Raw genomic sequence first — 19,461 nt, 5'->3', positions numbered from 1 at the left:
ATGGGAAGATATATCGACTTATACTAATTAATGAAAAAATATATCGTATAAGAATAATTATGAAGTAGTAGTTTGAGTTATAAAAAGAGATTTTTAGAAGGAGAATTTACACATGACCTGTGGAGTTAGATTTTGTGGGGGCTGTAACCCTAGATACGAAAGAGGGAAGGCTCTTGCAATAATCAAAGAGCACTTCAATGGTAGAGTAGATTTTAGTGTAGTAGAAGAAGATGTAGAATATGATTTATTACTTATAATTGGAGGATGCACAACTTTATGTGCATCCTACCAACAATATAAAGTTAAAAAATCATATATTAAAATTTGGGATTTTAGTCATATAGAAAGAGCTATAAATATAATAGAATCAGCAATTTGTGAAGCTTAAATAAGAGTTAGATGGGGTGATTTCATTGAATTGGCGAGAATTGTATCAAAGTAAGTTATGTACTGCTATAGACGCTGTAAAGCATATTAAAGATGGGGATACAGTAGTATTTGCACATTGTGTAGGTGAGCCTCCTGTACTAGTAGAGGCTATGATTGAAAATGCAAAACAGTATAAAAACGTTGAGATTAAGCATATGGTAAGTCTAGGGAGTGGTGGATATACTGGCGAGGGAATGGAAACTCACTTTAGAGTAAATCCAATGTTTGTAAGTGGAAATGTAAGAAAGGCAATCGAAAATGGAGATGGAGATTTTACTCCTGCATTCTTTCATGAAGTACCAAAATTAATTAGAGAAAAAAGATTAAAATGTGATGTTGTTTTAGCACAGGTGACTCCACCAGATGAACATGGGTATTGTAGTCTAGGGACATCAGTTGACTATACCTACGAAGCTATTAAAACTGCTAAAACAGTAATTGTTCAAGTAAATGACCAATTTCCTAGAACTTATGGTGAAGTAGTTCATATATCAGAGTTTGATTATATAGTTGAAAAGTCACAACCTTTATATGAACTGCAACCTGCTAAGATAGGAGAAGTAGAAGAAGCAATAGGTAAAAATTGTGCTTCTCTAATTGAAGATGGTTCTACTTTGCAACTTGGAATTGGTGGAATTCCAGATGCAGTTATGCTATTTTTAACAGATAAAAAAGATTTAGGAATTCATTCAGAAATGATTTCAGATGGAACATTAGCTCTCTATGAAAAAGGTGTTATAAATGGTAAATATAAAAATTTTGATAAAGAAAAAATGACAGTTACATTTTTAATGGGAACTAAAAAATTATATGATTTTGCTAATAATAACCCAGTAGTTGAAGTAAAGCCTGTAGACTATGTAAATCATCCAGCAGTTATAATGAAACAACATAAAATGGTTTCTATAAATTCTGCTATACAAGTTGATTTGATGGGACAGGTAGTTGCAGAGGCAATGGGTTTTAGACAATTTAGTGGAGTTGGAGGTCAAGTTGACTTCATACGTGGAGTATCTATGGGAGAAGATGGAAAGGCAATTATAGCCATGCCTTCAATAACGACAAAAAAAGATGGTACAGTAATTTCAAAAATTGTTTCAATTGTTGATGAAGGTGCTCCTATAACAACATCTAGAAATGATATTGACTATGTCGTAACAGAGTATGGTATAGCAGAACTAAAAGGGAGATCTCTTAGAGAAAGGGCAAGAAATTTAATCAATATTGCTCATCCAAGTGTAAGAGAAAATCTAGCATTAGAGTTTGAAAAAAGATTTAAGGAGAAATATTAATAATAGAGGGGTGTTAAGAATGGAAGCACTTAGAGTAGTTCCAAAAATATTTTATTTTGATACATTTAAAGAATTCAACGAAGAATTTAAAATAGGAAAAAATGATTTAGTAATTACAAATGAATTTATATATGAACCATATATGAAACCTCTTGGAATAGATACCAATCTAATTTTCCAAGAAAAATTTGGAACAGGTGAACCATCTGATGAAATGATAGATTCTATGACAAAAGAAATGAAGAAATACAATTTCGATAGAATTATCGCCTTTGGAGGAGGTACAATAGTTGATATATGCAAGATATTAGCACTTGATGTTCCAGAGAAGTCTATTGATTTATTTGAAGGAGAAGTAGCACCTAAAAAAGTAAAAGAATTGGTGGTAGTTCCTACAACATGTGGTACAGGAAGTGAAGTAACAAATGTAGCCATTGCAGAGTTAAAATCTAAGCATACTAAAAAGGGTCTTGCAGTAGAAGAAACTTATGCAGATTATGCAGTATTAATTCCAGAATCAGTAAAAGGATTGCCTTATAAATTTTTTGTAACAAGCTCAGTGGACGCTCTTATACATGCTATTGAGTCTTATCTATCTCCAAAGGCAAGTCCATTTACAGAAATATATTCTTTACAGGCTATAAAAATGATTATGGATGGATATAAAAAGATTGTGGCTAAAGGAGAAGAAGAGAGATTCAATCATCTTAAGGACTTTGTACTTGCATCAAACTATGCAGGAATTGCTTTTGGAAATGCTGGTTGTGCAGCAGTGCATGCTTTATCTTATTCGATAGGTGCAGCTTTCCATGTTGCACATGGTGAAGCAAATTATCAGTTCTTTACTGAAGTATTTAAGATGTACTCTAGAAAAAATCCTAATGGAAAGATTACACAATGTACAAAAATTTTAGCAGATGCTCTTGAATGTGACCCTAATTGTGATGTTTATGGAGAATTAGAGAAATTCTTAAACAAATTAATAGCTAAGAAATCTTTAAGAGAATATGGAATGGTGGAAAGTCAGATAGATGAATTTACTGATAGCACAATAGCAAATCAACAGAGATTACTTGCCAATAATTATGTAGAACTTAGTAGAGAAGAAATAAGAGAGATATTTGCAAATCTTTATTGATACAATTTTTTATTTATATTAAGTATAGATGATATAAATAATGATAATTATATAAATATAAAAAGTAAGAGGACTTAAATTTACTTAAAATTAAGTTCTCTTATTTTTGTATAGCATTAAATGTAAGTACATTTTTAGTTAGAAAATGTACTTACATTTAAGTCTATTACCTTATTTGAAATAATTTGTAGAATTTCAAATTCCTTGACAGTAATAAGTAAGTAATTGTATAATCAAACTGAAATATAATAATAATATTAGTAAAAATGAAAGGATATAAATCATGTATAAACCAGAGAATTTTTCTAAAAAATCTGTATTAATAAATTCGTTTTTAAGTAAATTTTTAAAGATAGTTGGATGGGGTTTAGTAGGTTTATTCACACTATCAGCTTTAGTATTGTCAACTATTTCAATTATAATTGGGTGGGCAGTTATACTTCCTATTCAAGTATGTGCTTTATTTTTAATAATAGGTGGAGTTTGCATTTTTAAAGGTAAAAGATTAGGAGACCAAATTTCTCGTTACAAAAAATACTGTACAATCATAAGTAATAAAAATATTATTCCAGTAGAACTTATTGCAGAAAGCACATCTAAATCATTAAAATTTATAATAAAAGATGTGCAAAAGATGATAGATAAAAATTACTTTATAAATACTTATATTGATAAAAGAAACAATCAAATTGTCTTGACAAATGAAGATGGAATTCCACCAGTGTATGAAGATGTAGTGTGTGAAGTTGAAGAAGATGAAGTTGAGAATAGTAATGAAGTTGATATGATTATTAAAAAGGGAATGGACTATTTGAGACAAATAAAAGAAGCTAATGAAAATATTAAATCAGAATCAATGTGCAGCAAAATTGTACAAGTAGAAGATGTTACGAGTAAAATATTTGATGTTGTAAAACATGACCCATCAAAACTTACTCAGATACAAAAATTTATGGATTATTATATTCCAACTACTTTGAAGCTTTTAAATTCATATCATACATTGGAAGAACAAGGCATAGACAGAGAAAATATAACAACAACTATGGAGAGTATTGAAAGTACAATGAGTACAATTGTAGTGGCTTTTGAGAACCAACTGGATTCTCTATTTGAGGATGAAGCTATTGACATATCTACAGATATTACTGTCTTAGAAAATATGTTAGTTCAAGAGGGATTAACAGGTGGAAAGTTTTAACTGTAATATAAAAAATATTCTGTTATTTTTGAACAGTTAATTAGTTATAAAGGATAAAAATGTGCAAGATATAAGTATATAATTAGTACTTTATGAAGGAAGAGGAGAGAAGTATAGAATGAATAATTTAGATGATATACCAGTTATGCCAACACTGACACTTGACCCATTTGGTGAAGAAACAAAAACAAATGATATAAATAATTCTGACCTATTAATGAAAAAGAATGAAAAAGACCCAGAAGAAGAAAAACTATCAGAAGCTGAACGTAAAATGGTAAAAGAGTTTGCAGAAAAAATAGATATTACAAATACAAATATGATTTTGCAATATGGAGCTGGGGCTCAAAAAAAGGTAGCAGGATTTTCGGAAACCGCTTTAAAGAGTGTTAAAACTAGAGATTTAGGCGAAGTTGGTGATATGCTTACAAATCTAGTTACTGATTTAAAATCATTTTCAGCTGATGAAAAAGAACAAGGTGGTTTTTTAGGGATTTTTAAAAAGGCAAATAATAAAATTTCAAATTTAAAAACTAAGTATGATAGTGCAGAAGTAAATGTAGACAAAGTAAGTAAAGAACTTCAAAAGCATCAAGTTAAAATATTGAAAGACATAGCAATGCTTGATAAAATGTATGAATTAAACTTAGCTTATTCAAAAGAGCTTACAATGTATATTATAGCAGGGAAACAAAGGCTAAAAGATATGAAAGAGCTTGAGATGCCAAAATTAAGAGAAAAAGCAAGTCTGTCTGGTTCAACAGAAGATGCTCAATCTGTAAATGATATGGTTTCACTTTGTGACAGATTTGAAAAGAAGATTCATGACTTAGAATTAACTAGAATGGTGTCACTTCAAATGGCTCCACAGATAAGATTGGTTCAAAATAGCAATAATCTAATGGCAGAAAAAATTCAATCTACTATAGTAAATACTATTCCATTATGGAAAAATCAAATAGTACTTGCTCTTGGAATATCTCATTTGAATCAAGCTATGAAAGCACAACGTGAAGTTAGTAACATGACAAATGAACTTCTACTAAAGAATGCAGAAACATTGAAAATGGGAACAATAGAAACAGCTAAAGAATCAGAAAGAGGCATTGTAGATATAGATACAATTAAGAAAACTAATCAATCTTTAATATCAACTATTGATGAAGTAGTTAAGATACAAAATGATGGTAGAATAAAGAGACAAGAAGCCGAAGTTGAATTATCAAAAATAGAAAGTGAACTAAAAAGTAAGCTTCTTGAATTTACAGTTAAATAATAACTTATAAATAATAACTTATATTAAAATAAAAAGTGTAGTTGATTGTTTTACAATTAACTACACTTTTATTTATATTATAAGTTTCTGTTATCTTTTAGCATAACATCATGAGCTCCACCTTCAACTATACTAGTAGAAGATACAAGTGTTAGCTTAGCATTTTTTTGAAGTTCAGGAATACTAAGAGCACCACAGTTGCACATAGTAGAACGAACTTTACTTAGAGAAAGTGTCACATTGTCTTTTAAAGAACCAGCATAAGGAACATAAGAGTCAACACCTTCTTCAAAAGAAAGTTTCTTATCTCCACCAAGGTCATATCTTTGCCAGTTTCTAGCACGTGCAGAACCTTCTCCCCAATATTCTTTCATGTAACTACCATTTATATTAACCTTATTAGTTGGACTCTCATCAAAACGAGAGAAATATCTACCAAGCATTATAAAATCAGCACCCATAGCTAAAGCTAAAGTTATATGATGGTCATAAACAATACCACCATCAGAACAAATTGGAATGTAAATACCTGTTTTTTCAAAGTATTCATCTCTAGCTTGAGCAACTTCAATTATAGAAGTAGCTTGTCCGCGTCCTATACCTTTTTGCTCACGAGTGATACATATAGAACCACCACCAATACCAACTTTAACAAAGTCAGCACCAGCTTCAGCAAGGTAAAGGAATCCTTCACGGTCAACTACATTCCCAGCTCCAACCTTAACTGTATCACCGTATTTTTCACGAATAAAATCAAGAGTTATCTTTTGCCACTCAGAAAAACCTTCTGAAGAGTCTATACATAAAACATCAGCACCAGCTTCAACTAAAGCAGGAACACGCTCAGCAAAGTCTCTAGTATTGATACCAGCTCCAACTACATATCTTTTAGAAGAATCTAAAAGTTCAAGTGGATTTTCTTTATGAGAAGAGTAATCTTTACGGAACACCATATATACAAGATTACCATTATCATCAAGTACAGGAAGAGAATTAAGCTTATGGTCCCATATAATATTGTTTGCTTCTTTTAAAGTAACATCTTTGTTAGCATAAACTATGGATGACATAGGAGTCATAAATTCACTAACTTTAGTATCTAAATCCATACGACTTATACGATAATCACGACTCGCAACAATACCTAATAATTTACCAGTTGAAGTACCATCTTCAGTAACAGCAACCGTAGAATGTCCAGTTTTTTCTTTTAGTTCAAGTATGTCTTTTAATGTATTGTCAGGTTTAATATTTGAATCACTCACAACAAATCCAGCCTTATGAGATTTAACACGTGCTACCATAGCAGCTTCACTTTCAATAGTTTGAGAACCATATATAAATGAGATACCGCCTTCTTTAGCAAGCGCAATAGCCATCTTGTCATCAGAAACAGATTGCATAATAGCAGAAGTTAAAGGTATATTCATATGAATATCTGCTTCCTCGCCCTTTTTAAATTTAGTAACAGGTGTTTTTAAACTTACATTAGCAGGTATACAATCAATAGAAGAGAAACCTGGTACAAGTAGGTACTCACTGAAAGTATGCGATGGTGTATCAAAATAAAACGCCATTTTTTAATCACTCCTTAATATTTTTATACTTTATTATAATTGATAGTATTAATTATAACTTATTCTTTAATTTTATTAAAGTATTTTGTCAGATATTGAGATTTTTGAAAAATTTAAACTATTTTAACTGAATTTGTTTAATATATGTTGCTTTACACAATCAAACTGTATATTAAATAAGGTTTTATTTAATGTAGTAGCTAATTTGAAGTTAATTCTTAGTATATAATCTCTTGCATTATGTTTATATACTCCTGTTACTAATATTGGGTATAGAGCATTTTTTATTGAAAGTATAAATTAATTAAATCTATATTAGTATGTCCAAAAGTATCCCTAAAAAATTTATTTCGTAAAATTCTTAATCACTTTTGTATAAGGTTTTATGATATTCATCAAATACACAAGTACTTTATAAATATAGTATTATTTATAAAGATTGATATTCTAAAATACTACATAAATAAAATTAAACAAAAACTAAAATGAAAAATGTCATTATCGTAAGTGACATAGAAACGATTTCTTAAAGTTGTTACTATAAAATATAAACTCTATAATAAAAGTATAACAAAAGGGAATCATATCGATATAGAATATAATTCAAATGGAGGTAAAATTATGAGCAGTTCTAATCAATCGACAATAAAGACATCTATACAGCGAGTAGGTAAATTTTTAAGTGGTATGGTAATGCCAAATATAGGAGCTTTTATAGCATGGGGTCTTATAACAGCATTATTTATACCAACAGGATGGATGCCAAATGAAAAATTAAGCACTATAGGCGATCCAATGATAAAATATCTTTTACCACTGTTGATAGCATATACTGGTGGTAAAGCTATAGCAGGACAAAGAGGGGGAGTAATAGGTGCAGCAGCAGCTATGGGAGTAATCGTTGGAGCTGATATACCAATGTTTATTGGTGCAATGATAATGGGCCCATTTGCAGGATGGGTAATCAAGAAGTTTGATAAACTTGTAGATGGAAAAATACCAACAGGATTTGAAATGTTAGTAAATAACTTTTCAATAGGTATAATAGGTATGCTTCTTGCAATATTAGGTTTTTATGCAATTGGACCAGCTATAGTAGCAGGTACAGCTCTTATAGAATCAGGAGTGCAATTTATAGTTAGTAAAAGTTTATTACCTTTAGTCTCAGTATTTATAGAACCTGGAAAGGTACTGTTCTTAAACAATGCAATAAACCATGGTATATTAGGTCCTATAGGTATAGCTGAAGCAAAAGAAGCAGGTAAATCTATAATGTTCTTATTAGAAAGTAACCCTGGACCAGGATTAGGTGTTCTATTAGCATATTGGATGTTTAGTAGAGGAAGTGTAAAACAATCAGCACCAGGAGCAGTAATAATACATTTCCTTGGTGGTATCCATGAAATTTACTTCCCATATATATTAATGAATCCAGTTTTAATATTAGCTACAATGGCAGGTGGAGCAGCAGGAATATTAACTTTTTCAATATTAGGAGCTGGACTTGTAGCAGCACCATCACCAGGAAGTATATTTGCACTTATGGCACTAGCACCAAAAGGAGGATTACTTCCAGTATTAGCAGGGGTTGCAGTTGCGACAGCTGTATCATTCTTAGTGGCAGCACCATTTGTTAAGAGAGCTTCAGCAAATCAAAGTGAAGAAGATGGTACTTTAGAAGAAGCTAAAGCAAAGATGAGTGATATGAAATCTGCAAGCAAAAGTTCGGATAAAAAAGTTGAAGAAAAGCAACTTGAATTAAATGAAATTAAGAAGATTGTATTTGCATGTGATGCAGGAATGGGTTCTAGTGCAATGGGAGCTTCTAGATTTAAAAATAGAATAAAAAACTTAAATTTAGATATAGAAATTACAAACTCATCTGTTGATAATCTTCCAGATGATACACAAATAGTAGTAACTCACAATACATTAGTTGAAAGAGTTGCCAAAAATAATTCAAATGTTGAGATAGTCTCAATAAATAACTTTTTAAATGACCCAAATTTAGATATACTGTTTAAAAGATTAGAATCTAAATAAAAAATAAAAAGTACCACTGATTAGGAGTGGATAAATTTGAAAAAAAAGAAGATTACATCTAGACAAAAAAAGATAATACTCATGATAGTAGAAAATTCCAAAAAGAATATTCCAATAACCATTTCTGAGATTGCAGGAGAGTTAGAGCTAAGCTCAAGAACTGTACTTAGAGATATGTCAGGAATTGAAAAATGGTTTGATGAAAATGATTTTAATTTTGTAAAAAAACCAGGTGTAGGTTTGATTTTAGAAGAAAATATAGAAAATCAAAATTTTATCATTGAGTTGTTAGAAGAAGAAAAAATAGAAAAAGAATACAGTAAAGAAGAAAGAAATTTAATTATATTATCAAAGCTACTAGTTTCTAATGAGCCAGTAAAATCTTATTACTTTGCAAAAATATTAAAGGTATCTGAAGGGGTACTAAACAATGATTTTACATTAGCAAGTGAATGGTTAGAAAGATTTGATATTGAGCTTATTAGAAAACCAGGGCTTGGTGTGTATCTCAAAGGTCAGGAAAAAAACTTTAGAGAAGCATATGTAAACCTTATATATGACTCATTTAATGAAAAAGAAATATTGGACATGGTTAGAAATATAAGTGAGAATATACAAACTGATAAAGCAATAGAAATTTTAAGTGAAAATAGACTTTTAAATTTAATGGACAAGTGCATAATAAGAAAAGTTGAAAGTACATTAACAAAGAAGCTTTCTGAATTAGATGTAAATTTAGCTGATAGTGCATATATAGGTCTTGTAGTTCATATTTCACTAGCTTTACAGAGGATAAAAAATGGTGAGAATATAACCATGGAGAAAGATTTTCTAAAGGAATTATCTTTAACCGAAGAGTTTAAATTAGCGCAAGAAATCGTAAAAGGTATGGCAGTTGATTTTAGTATGGATATACCATTAGATGAAGTTGGATATATAACTATGCATATTAGAGGTGCAAAGCAAAGGTCATCTTCAAGTCATAAAGAGTTAAACTTAGATGATATAGAAGTGATGGACATTACAAATAAAATGATAGATTTAGCAGAAGATGAATTTAAGATAAGTCTTAAAAATGATGAAAGATTATTTAAAGACCTAGCAAACCATCTGGGACCTTCTATAAACAGATTGAATATGGGATTAGAAATAAGAAATCCTCTTTTAGATGAAATAAAAACTAAGTATTCATATGCTTATAATGGAGTTGAAAAAATTTCTAAAATCATAAAAGATAAGCTAAATATAAATTCAATACCTGAATCTGAAATAGGATATATTGCAATGCATTTTGCATCAGCCATAGAAAAAAATCTAATGATGTATACTAATCTGAATATTGTTGTAGCATGTCCAACTGGAATAGGTACTTCAAGGTTTTTATCGACTAAAATTGAAAATAAATTTCCCAATCTAAATATACTTGAAACTATTTCAGCTATAAACATAGATGAAGAATATTTAAAAGAAAAAGAAGTCGATTTAATTGTATCTACAGTGGAACTAAATACAAACTTAGATTATATATGTGTAGGTCCATTTATGAGTTCAGATGATGAGTTGATAATCAAAGAAAAAATAAAGTCTATAGCTCAAAACAAATTAATGGATTTAAAAGTAAAAGATGATACTAAAAATAAAAATAAAGTATATGAACAGATAACAGAAAGCATGAACATAGGAAGAGATATTCTTAAGTTTTTAGATGAAATTCAATTTAAAAAATTTAAAAGTAAAAACTTAGATGAACTTATTATGGATTCATCAAAAATATTTGTAGAATCTAGTGAAGATGTAATATCTATAAAAGAATCCTTAGAAGAAAGATTAAAAATATCAATTCCATATATAGAAGAATCAAGGATTTTATTATTACATTGTATGAGTGAAAGAATAGATATTATGAAGTTAGCAATAATAAGATTAGAAAATAACATAAAACTAAATTCCAAGGAAGAAATTGAAAATGTGGTTTTTATGTTACTTCCTAAAAATTCACCAAGTTATCAAAGACAAATAATGAGTGAAATAAGTGGCTCATTAATAGATAATTTTGTTTTTACTAATAAAATAAACAAATTTTCTATACAAGAGATAACGTTAGAAATAAAAGGTATAGTTTTTAATTTTTATACAAATAAATTAAGAACATTAATAGATAAATAAAATTTACATTAAAAAAGGAAGGTTGATATTATGAGTAAAGTATTAAATGAGAATAATATATTTTTAGGATTAGATAGTGTTTCAAAGGAAGAAGCTATAACTTTAGCAGGAAGAAAATTATTTGAAAATGGATATGTAAAAGAAGAATATATACCAGCAATGTTGGAGAGAGAAAAGGTAATGACTACATATATGGGAATGGGTGTTGCTATTCCACATGGTGTAAATGAAGCGAAAAAAGAAATATTATCTTCTGGAATAGTGATACTACAATTCCCTAATGGTATAGACTTTGATGGAGAAAAGGCATATTTATTAATAGGAATAGCTGGTGTTGGAGATGAGCATTTAGAGATACTATCTAATATAGCAATAGTTTTAGATGATGATTTAACAGAGAGACTAAAAAATTCAAATGACAAACAAGCTTTTATGGAAGCTTTTGCCAACTAATCTTAGGAGGAACTTAAAATGAAAAAGGCAATCCAATTTGGAGCAGGAAATATTGGGAGAGGATTTATTGGAGGTTTGTTAGTTAAGTCAGGTTATCATGTTGTATTTGCTGATGTTAATGAAGAAATATTAAATTCAATAAATAAAGATAAAAAATATACTATACACATAAGAGATGTAGAATGTGTAGATGAAGTAATTGACAATATAAGTGCAGTTTCATCTATAAAAGAAGAAATAATAGACGAGATTGTAGAAGCTGAAATAATAACCACAGCAGTTGGTCCTTTAGTTTTAACTAAAATAGCACCTACAATTGCTAGAGGTATAAAAACTAGAAAAGAAAAAGGATTAACAAATAATTTAAATATAATAGCTTGTGAAAATGCGATATATGCAAGTTCTTCTTTAAAAGAGGAAATACTTAAGTGTCTAAATAAAGAAGAAGCAGACTATTTAGAGAAATATATTGGTTTCCCTAACTGTTCAGTTGATAGAATAGTTCCTCCTGGTAAAAATGAGAATCCTCTTGATGTAACCGTTGAAAATTTTTATGAGTGGAATGTTGAAAAGCAAGGATTTAAAGGAGAAATACCTAATATAGTTGGAATGAATTTAGCTGATAACCTTATGGCTTATATAGAACGTAAGTTGTTTACACTAAATACAGGCCATGCTATAACTGCTTATATAGGGTACTTAAAAGGATACAAAACAATAGAAGAAAGTATAAATGATGAATATATTTGTAATATAGTGAAAAATGCAATGACAGAAAGTGGAGAAGGATTAATCAAAAAATATAATTTTGATTCAGAAGCACATTATAAATATATTGATAAGATTTTAAACAGATTTAAAAATCCATATCTTAATGATGATGTAGTCAGAGTTGGAAGAGAGCCGCTTAGAAAATTAAGCGATAAAGACAGATTGATTAAGCCTCTAATGACAGCAAAATCATATGGTTTAACAGTTGATAATTTAATTCTTGGAATAGGTGCAGCACTTCATTATAATAATAGTGAAGATGCTCAAAGTGTAGAATTGCAAGAACTAATAAAGTCTAATGGAGTAAAAAAAGCTATTTCTAAAATAGCTAATATAAGCAATGATGAAGTACTTCTAGATAATATAGAAAAAAGTTATATCTTTATGGAAAATCTATAAGTTTACTTAAAAAGGTTGGATTTTGTCAAGTAACTAATGAATGTTTTATTCTACACAGTTTGAATTATTTGTTGAATAATAGAGAATTATAATATATAATTAAAAAGAATAAATTAATATGTTTACCTGTATACTTTTGATAATATGGTTCAAATGTTTCTACTAAGCTACCAATAATAGCTTAACTACAGGAGTGAAGATGATATAGTTTATACTTATTTTAAATTATATATTAAGTTGGTTACTTTGAATTTTAAGCTCCTGTCTATGATATAGACAGGAGCTTTTTTAGTATTCTAAGATAAAATACAAGCAATGTAGATAGTAAAATTAAAGAGAATATAATTTTTTTTATTAAGATTAATATAATTTAGAAAGGTTTAGGTGGGAGTACAATGAAGGCTTTAGAGGAAAAGATATTAAGAGAAGGTAGTGTTTCAGGAAATGATATACTAAAAGTCGATAGTTTTTTAAATCATCAAATTGATGTAGCTTTTTTAAATGAAATAGGAAGAGAGTTTAAAGAAAGATTTAGTGGAGAAAAAGTGGATAAAATATTTACAATAGAGGCTTCGGGGATAGCTATAGCATCAATTGTTTCACAATACTTTGATAATGCGCCTGTAGTTTTTGCAAAAAAATCAGAATCTAAAAATTTAGATAAAGATGTGTATGAAACTAATGTATATTCATTTACTAAGGCAAAAGAATATGCAGTAAAAGTTTCTAAAAAGTATATAAACGAAGGTGAAAATATATTGATAGTAGATGATTTTTTAGCTAATGGAAGGGCAGCTCTTGGGCTTAAAGATTTAATTGAGCAAGCAAATGCAAACTTAGTTGGAGTAGGGATTGTTATTGAAAAAGGATTCCAAGCTGGAGGAGCACTTTTAAAGGCCAATGATGTAAGATTAGAATCTTTAGCAGTAGTTGAATCTATAGATAATGGAACTGTAAAATTTAGATAATTTATGATATTATATACTTGTGTTTAGCACATATTTTAATTATGGAGGATTTTTTAAATGAGATTTTTTATAGACACAGCTAATATTGAAGAAATAAAAGAAGCAAATGATTTAGGTGTAATATGTGGAGTGACTACAAATCCATCTCTAATAGCTAAAGAAGGTAGAGATTTTATAGAAGTAGTTAAAGAAATTAGTGAGATAGTAGATGGGCCGATAAGTGCAGAAGTAATAAGTTTAGAGCACAAGGGTATGATAGAAGAAGCAGAAAAATTATCTAAGATACATAAAAATATAGTTATAAAAATACCTATGACAGCAGAAGGTTTAAAGGCAGTAAAAGTATTATCTAGTAAAGGTATAAAAACTAATGTTACACTTATATTCTCTGCTGGACAAGCTCTTTTAGCTGCTAGAGCTGGAGCTACATATGTAAGTCCTTTTGTTGGAAGATTAGATGATATATCACAAAATGGTCTTGATTTAATTGAAGAAATTGTTGATATATTTAGTGTAAATAGTATTGAGGCTCAAATAATAGTTGCTAGTGTTAGAAATCCAATACATGTTTTACAAGCTGCTAGAATGGGAGCAGATATAGCAACAGTTCCTCTTAAAGTTATAAACCAAATGATTAAGCATCCTTTGACAGACAAAGGAATAGATAGCTTTATGAAGGATTGGGAAGGTGCTTCTTTAAAATTATAATTATAGAAATATGATTATAAGTATAAGAGAAGTTCTTATGGAAATTCTAAGCAATAAGGCTAGGCTATTTTGCCTAGTCTTATTTTGGTGTATAATATATTGAAATAAACTAAAATTTAAAGTAAGGAGGCGAAATATGGATAAAATATTAAGAGAGATACAAAGAGAAGACAAGAAAAATCCATACACTGACCAAGAACTTGCTGAAATATTAAATGTAGCTAGGTCTGAAGTAATAGCAGTTAGAAAAAAAAATAATATTTTAGATTCAAGAGAAAGAAGAAAACAAATCTTAATAAAAGATATATCTAAGATTGTAAATGAGAATCCACAAATGTCTGAAAGAAAAATAACTGAAATTTTAACCGAAAATGGCTATAATATATCAAGAAGTGCAGTATCAAAATTACTAAAAGAAGAAAATTTAAGCCAACCGAAAGCTGAAATAAAAGATAAAGAACTAGTATCCTCTGGAAAGCATGTAAAAGTTAGTAAGGCTGTAGAAGAGGATGGGTTTGAAGAATTAATAGGTATAAAAGGCAGTTTGAAAGAGAAAGTAAACCTAGCTAAATCAGCAATCATGTATCCTCCTAATGGTCTTCATACTATAATATATGGGGAAACAGGTGTAGGTAAGAGTGAGTTAGCCACATGTATGTACAAATATGCTGTGAAAAATAATATCAAAGAAGAAAATAGTCCATTCATAGTATTTAACTGTGCAGATTATGCAGAAAATCCTAACCTATTGATAGCTCAGCTGTTTGGAGTGGTAAAAGGTGCATACACAGGAGCAGATGCAAATAGAGAGGGTCTTGTAGAGCAAGCCAATAATGGAATTTTGTTTTTGGATGAAATTCATAGATTACCTGCTGCTGGTCAAGAGATATTATTTTCTTTAATAGATAGAGGTGAATTTAGGAGATTAGGAGAGAGTAGTTCTAATAGAAAGGCAAATGTTCTCATAATAAGTGCTACAACAGAAAATCCAGATTCTAATTTACTTCAAACATTTAGAAGACGTATACCAATGGTAATAAATTTACCTAATATGAGTGAAAGACCGAAATCTGAAAGATATGAAATAATAATAAAATTCTTTGAAAGAGAAGCAAAAAGAGTAAATAAAAACTTTATAATAACTAAAGAAGTGATGTGTGCACTTATGAATTATAAATGTACTGGGAATATAGGGCAGTTAAAGAGTGATATACAAGTAACTTGTGCTAGAGCTTTTAGTAAGGCAATATTTTCTAGTGACAAGGTAATTATAGATTTAGATAGCTTAAGAGATTATATAAAAAGTGGATATTATGATTGTAATTGTGAAGATGAAAAGTATTCTGAGTTTTCAGTTGAAGATATATATATAGATATTAGTGAGTTAGTAAGTGGAAAAAATAGAATTTTGTCTGATAATGAGATAAGTGAAATATACAATTATGCAGAAAAAGAATTGAAGGTTCTAGAAAGTAAGTGTTTTTCAGAAGAAGAATTAAAAAATGCATTTATAGAAAAATTAGATAATAAATTTAACGCTATTAAAAACAATAAAAACTTATCTGATAGAAGAAGTCGAATAGATTGGGGAGGACAGTTAAAAGAATACACACTAGAGATAATGGACAAAGTAATTGTATTTATTAAAGAGCAATTTAAACATGTAAATCAAGGGTTGTATTTAGCTTTAGCGATTCATATTGAGCATGCTATAGATAGAATAAAAGATGGAAAAACTATAATAAATCCAAGTTTGGATAAGATAAAAGCATCAATGCCAATGGAATATGAATTATCCAGATATGTAATGGGAATAGTGGAAGATTTAACACAAGTTACATTCCCAGAGGATGAACTTGGATATTTAGCGTATTATATAAATAAATTTTGTTACAATGAAGAAAGTATAAAAGATAAAGTAAAAGTAGTTATAGTTACACATGGTAAGGTTGGAATTGAAATGTCTAATGTTGTAAATCATATCCTTGGTATAGAATGTACATTGGGTATAGAAATAGCACTTACAGATTCACCAGCAGAAGGCATAGAACATGTATTAGAAGAACTTAAAAAGATAGAAGCACAAAAAGGAATTTTAGTTCTAATTGATATGGGTTCTTTAGTAATCCTTGGTGATGAGGTTGAAAAAAGACTTGGTATTAGATGCAAGACTGTAAATAGGGTGGATACATTATTAGCAATGGAAGCAGGAAAATTGGCTACAATTGAAGGAAAAAGTTTAGATGGTATAATAGCGGATTTAAAGAAAAATAAAAATTATGCTATGGTAAACACAAATAAATTTAGTTATAGAAAAAATGAATATGGAAAGAAAAATGTAATTATTACATTATGTTTAAGTGGGGTAGGCACAGCTTTAAACTTAAAGGAACATATAGAAAAGCAAATTGAGGAATATGATGCTTCAATTGAAGTAAAGCCAATTGCTTTTTTAAATAATAATTTAGAAGATGAATTAAATGACATTGAAGCTGAATATAATATTATTGCTATTTGTGGCACAATTGATATAGATTATAAAAATGTACCTTTTATTTCTTATAATGAGGTACTTGGAAAAAATGGAATTAACAAGGTATTAGAACATTTAAATAATAAACAACCATCTTTGAGTAGCGATAATCAATTGAATAATTTAATACATGAAGATTTGATTTTATATGATTTTGAAGGAATCTCAAAGGAGTATATAATCGATACTCTTGTATCAAAGCTTGAAGAAGGTGGATATGTAGACTCAAAATATATATTAAGTGTGTATAAAAGAGAGGCTATGGGAAGTGTTGTAATGGCTTCAAAAGTTGCTGTACCACATGGACTTCCAGAAAATGTTATAAAGCCAGCAATAGCTATAGCAAGATTAAATAAGCCCATAGTATGGGACAATAAATTTATGGTAGATTTAGTGGTACTGCTGGCACTTAAAGAAAATAATAAGAAAGAAATACGAAGCTTATTTTCAAAGATTAATGACCAACATACTTTAGAAGTTTTATTAAATACTGAAGATAAAAACGAAATAAAAAAGATATTAAGTTAACTAAGTATAGAAAAGATAGACACAAAAAATTTGCTTTAGTATAAAATTTAAAATTATTTAATTGCTAAGTAGTTAATTACTTGATATAAGGCTAATTCTATGAAATTGATTTATATGATTTTATAGGATTAGCCTTCTTTATTGATAAATAGAATATATAAACTATTTTAAAACTAAAATATAGAAGATATAATAAAGATAAGTTATTATGTTAAAAAATTACAGAGTGGTCATCATAATGATTTAGAAAATAATTTCATACAAGAAGATGATAAAAAGCCTGTTTTCGAAGGGAAGAATCTCAAGACAAGTACATTTCAAGTAAAGGTTGATGAAAGTGGAACATATAAAATTACTGTTACAGGGAAGAAAGCTAAAGGAAGTGTGAGTTTTATAAAAAATACTGATTGATGAAAAATGAATAATCCTGCAGGTAAACATGGACATTTTCATTGTTATTGCAGGATTTATTGTATATTTTAGAGATTTATATTTTCTAAATATGTGCTACTTGATTTTATAACATCTATACATGCTTTCACCACTTTTGAATGAAAACTTAAAATAAACTTTATCATTAGAAAAATCTTTTTCCATAGCCACTAAGTCTTGTTCTTCTCCAGCCTTTCCACCAGTTCCAACTAAAAACACATCTTTTTCACTATCTATTTCTTGAACTGACCCCATATATTTGTAGTAGTCATTTATGTCATATGAGTGATATTCAGTAACTTTTTTATTTTCTTCATCCAATTTTATTTTAATAACTCTTGTAGATTTATTTTTTACACCATTATCATATAAAGTTATATATCCATCATCTGTAATTCTAGCATTATGTTGTCTTGAGAACTTTTGATTATCTGTTAAATCAAACTCATCACCCAATCCTCCTAAAGTCCAAATAATTTCTCCTGTTTTTCTATCTAATTTAATAACTTCATCTAAATTTCTAAATGAGCAGATTAGATTTCCGTCTTTTGGGTCGATAGTCATAGAATTAAAATGTACATAGTCTAAGGATGTATCACTTTTTTCGCTAAAATTATTTTGTTCAGCACTTTCTTCATATAGCTTTTCATAATCAATACTTTCCCACTGCCATACAACTTTCCCATCCTTTATTTCTTGTAATACACTATTTACTACATAAGGAGAATTTCCTTTACTCAATTTTGAAGGAACATTTGTCGCCTTAGTCTTTTGATAACTAGAAACAATATAGTGATTATCATCTATGTATATAAAGTCATGGTTTTCTAACTCAGTACCAGATTCTATGTTTTTACTTTTCTCCATAGTAATTTTATTTATTTCATTATAATTTTCATCTAATATTACAAGATATGATGGGGAGTATCCAACAGAACTTATTCGCTTTGTTGAGTCTTTATCTTGAAGTAAATATCCATATCTAATTTTACCATCATCTGTAGTTATTTTTTTAAAATCAAAAGGATTTGATTCGACTTCCTTGTAAAAAATTATATTTCCTTGGTTATTTAATTTAAATACAAAATTATGTTCTTCATTGTGTGTAGTAAGATAATAATCACCATCATAAGGGCTATTTGCAGTAACAGTATACTTTGGAAAATCTTTTGAAAGAGAGTTTATATAATAATTTCTATATGAGTTTTCACCATTATATATTACAGATATTTTTATTTTAGAAGAGCTATTGATTTCTTTTAACTTAAAAGTAGATTTATTATTTACATTAATTTCTTTATCATCTATTTTGACACTGTTTACATTTTTAGGATTTTTTATTGTTATACTATTTTGATTTGTTGAATTAAGTTGTTTTACGTTTTGACTATTAAAAATCCCTTCCTTAGATAGTGTTACATCATAACCATTTATAGTTATATTAAGTGTTTTTTTCGAATTACTTTGAGATGCAAAGACTTGTTTTACGAAAATACCAGAAACAAATAGAATACTACATAAAAATACTATCTTTAATAAATTTTTTC

At 28.8% G+C, this 19,461-nt stretch carries 14 protein-coding genes and 1 riboswitch; of the genes, 12 read left to right on the top strand and 2 right to left on the bottom strand.

The window, feature by feature from the left end:
- Positions 1 to 112 precede the first annotated feature (112 nt).
- The 5 genes from KGF52_RS04375 (at position 113) to KGF52_RS04355 (ending at position 5,336) form a co-directional block, all read left to right on the top strand.
- Positions 113 to 388: a hypothetical protein gene (locus KGF52_RS04375; RefSeq protein ID WP_227839257.1), complete on the top strand. Its 276-nt coding sequence runs from the start codon at positions 113 to 115 to the stop codon at positions 386 to 388.
- Positions 389 to 413: 25 nt separating this feature from the next.
- Complete coding sequence (locus tag KGF52_RS04370) at positions 414 to 1,721, top strand: acetyl-CoA hydrolase/transferase C-terminal domain-containing protein (RefSeq protein WP_227839256.1); 1,308 nt, start codon at positions 414 to 416, stop codon at positions 1,719 to 1,721.
- Positions 1,722 to 1,740: 19 nt separating this feature from the next.
- Positions 1,741 to 2,859: a 4-hydroxybutyrate dehydrogenase gene (locus tag KGF52_RS04365; RefSeq protein WP_227829244.1), complete on the top strand. Its 1,119-nt coding sequence runs from the start codon at positions 1,741 to 1,743 to the stop codon at positions 2,857 to 2,859.
- A gap of 283 nt (positions 2,860 to 3,142) precedes the next feature.
- Positions 3,143 to 4,060: a 5-bromo-4-chloroindolyl phosphate hydrolysis family protein gene (locus KGF52_RS04360; protein ID WP_227829243.1), complete on the top strand. Its 918-nt coding sequence runs from the start codon at positions 3,143 to 3,145 to the stop codon at positions 4,058 to 4,060.
- 118 nt (positions 4,061 to 4,178) lie between these two features.
- Positions 4,179 to 5,336 (top strand): toxic anion resistance protein, encoded by a 1,158-nt coding sequence (locus KGF52_RS04355; RefSeq protein ID WP_227829242.1) that lies wholly within the window; start codon positions 4,179 to 4,181, stop codon positions 5,334 to 5,336.
- A gap of 77 nt (positions 5,337 to 5,413) precedes the next feature.
- Here KGF52_RS04355 and KGF52_RS04350 read toward each other — a convergent pair whose 3' ends face one another.
- Complete coding sequence (locus KGF52_RS04350) at positions 5,414 to 6,913, bottom strand: IMP dehydrogenase (protein ID WP_227829241.1); 1,500 nt, start codon at positions 6,911 to 6,913, stop codon at positions 5,414 to 5,416.
- A 621-nt stretch (positions 6,914 to 7,534) separates the two neighbouring features.
- Between KGF52_RS04350 and KGF52_RS04345 the strand changes: the two genes are divergently transcribed.
- The 7 genes from KGF52_RS04345 (at position 7,535) to KGF52_RS04315 (ending at position 17,482) form a co-directional block, all read left to right on the top strand.
- Positions 7,535 to 8,956: a PTS mannitol transporter subunit IICBA gene (locus KGF52_RS04345; RefSeq protein WP_227829240.1), complete on the top strand. Its 1,422-nt coding sequence runs from the start codon at positions 7,535 to 7,537 to the stop codon at positions 8,954 to 8,956.
- A 36-nt stretch (positions 8,957 to 8,992) separates the two neighbouring features.
- Complete coding sequence (locus KGF52_RS04340; RefSeq protein WP_227839255.1) at positions 8,993 to 11,122, top strand: BglG family transcription antiterminator; 2,130 nt, start codon at positions 8,993 to 8,995, stop codon at positions 11,120 to 11,122.
- Positions 11,123 to 11,152: 30 nt separating this feature from the next.
- Positions 11,153 to 11,575 (top strand): PTS sugar transporter subunit IIA, encoded by a 423-nt coding sequence (locus KGF52_RS04335; RefSeq protein ID WP_227432702.1) that lies wholly within the window; start codon positions 11,153 to 11,155, stop codon positions 11,573 to 11,575.
- An 18-nt stretch (positions 11,576 to 11,593) separates the two neighbouring features.
- Positions 11,594 to 12,745 (top strand): mannitol-1-phosphate 5-dehydrogenase, encoded by a 1,152-nt coding sequence (locus KGF52_RS04330; protein WP_227829238.1) that lies wholly within the window; start codon positions 11,594 to 11,596, stop codon positions 12,743 to 12,745.
- A gap of 106 nt (positions 12,746 to 12,851) precedes the next feature.
- Positions 12,852 to 12,953, top strand: a riboswitch (purine riboswitch).
- A 187-nt stretch (positions 12,954 to 13,140) separates the two neighbouring features.
- The gene (locus tag KGF52_RS04325) at positions 13,141 to 13,713 is read left to right on the top strand and encodes a xanthine phosphoribosyltransferase (protein ID WP_227829237.1); all 573 of its coding nucleotides are present in this window, start codon (positions 13,141 to 13,143) and stop codon (positions 13,711 to 13,713) included.
- Between the two features lie 57 nt (positions 13,714 to 13,770).
- A complete protein-coding gene (fsa, locus tag KGF52_RS04320; protein WP_003423115.1) occupies positions 13,771 to 14,421 on the top strand; it encodes a fructose-6-phosphate aldolase in 651 nt (216 codons plus the stop codon).
- Between the two features lie 136 nt (positions 14,422 to 14,557).
- A complete protein-coding gene (locus KGF52_RS04315; RefSeq protein WP_227839254.1) occupies positions 14,558 to 17,482 on the top strand; it encodes a sigma 54-interacting transcriptional regulator in 2,925 nt (974 codons plus the stop codon).
- Positions 17,483 to 17,989: 507 nt separating this feature from the next.
- Here KGF52_RS04315 and KGF52_RS04310 read toward each other — a convergent pair.
- Positions 17,990 to 19,461: arylsulfotransferase family protein (locus KGF52_RS04310; protein WP_227839253.1), on the bottom strand; the 1,472-nt coding region annotated here is incomplete at its 5' end.

Source organism: Clostridioides sp. ZZV15-6597 (genome assembly GCF_020657815.1).
GTDB lineage: Bacteria > Bacillota > Clostridia > Peptostreptococcales > Peptostreptococcaceae > Clostridioides.
The sequence above is the reverse complement of the archived record's forward strand: the minus strand, read 5'-3'. Positions and strand labels throughout refer to the sequence as shown.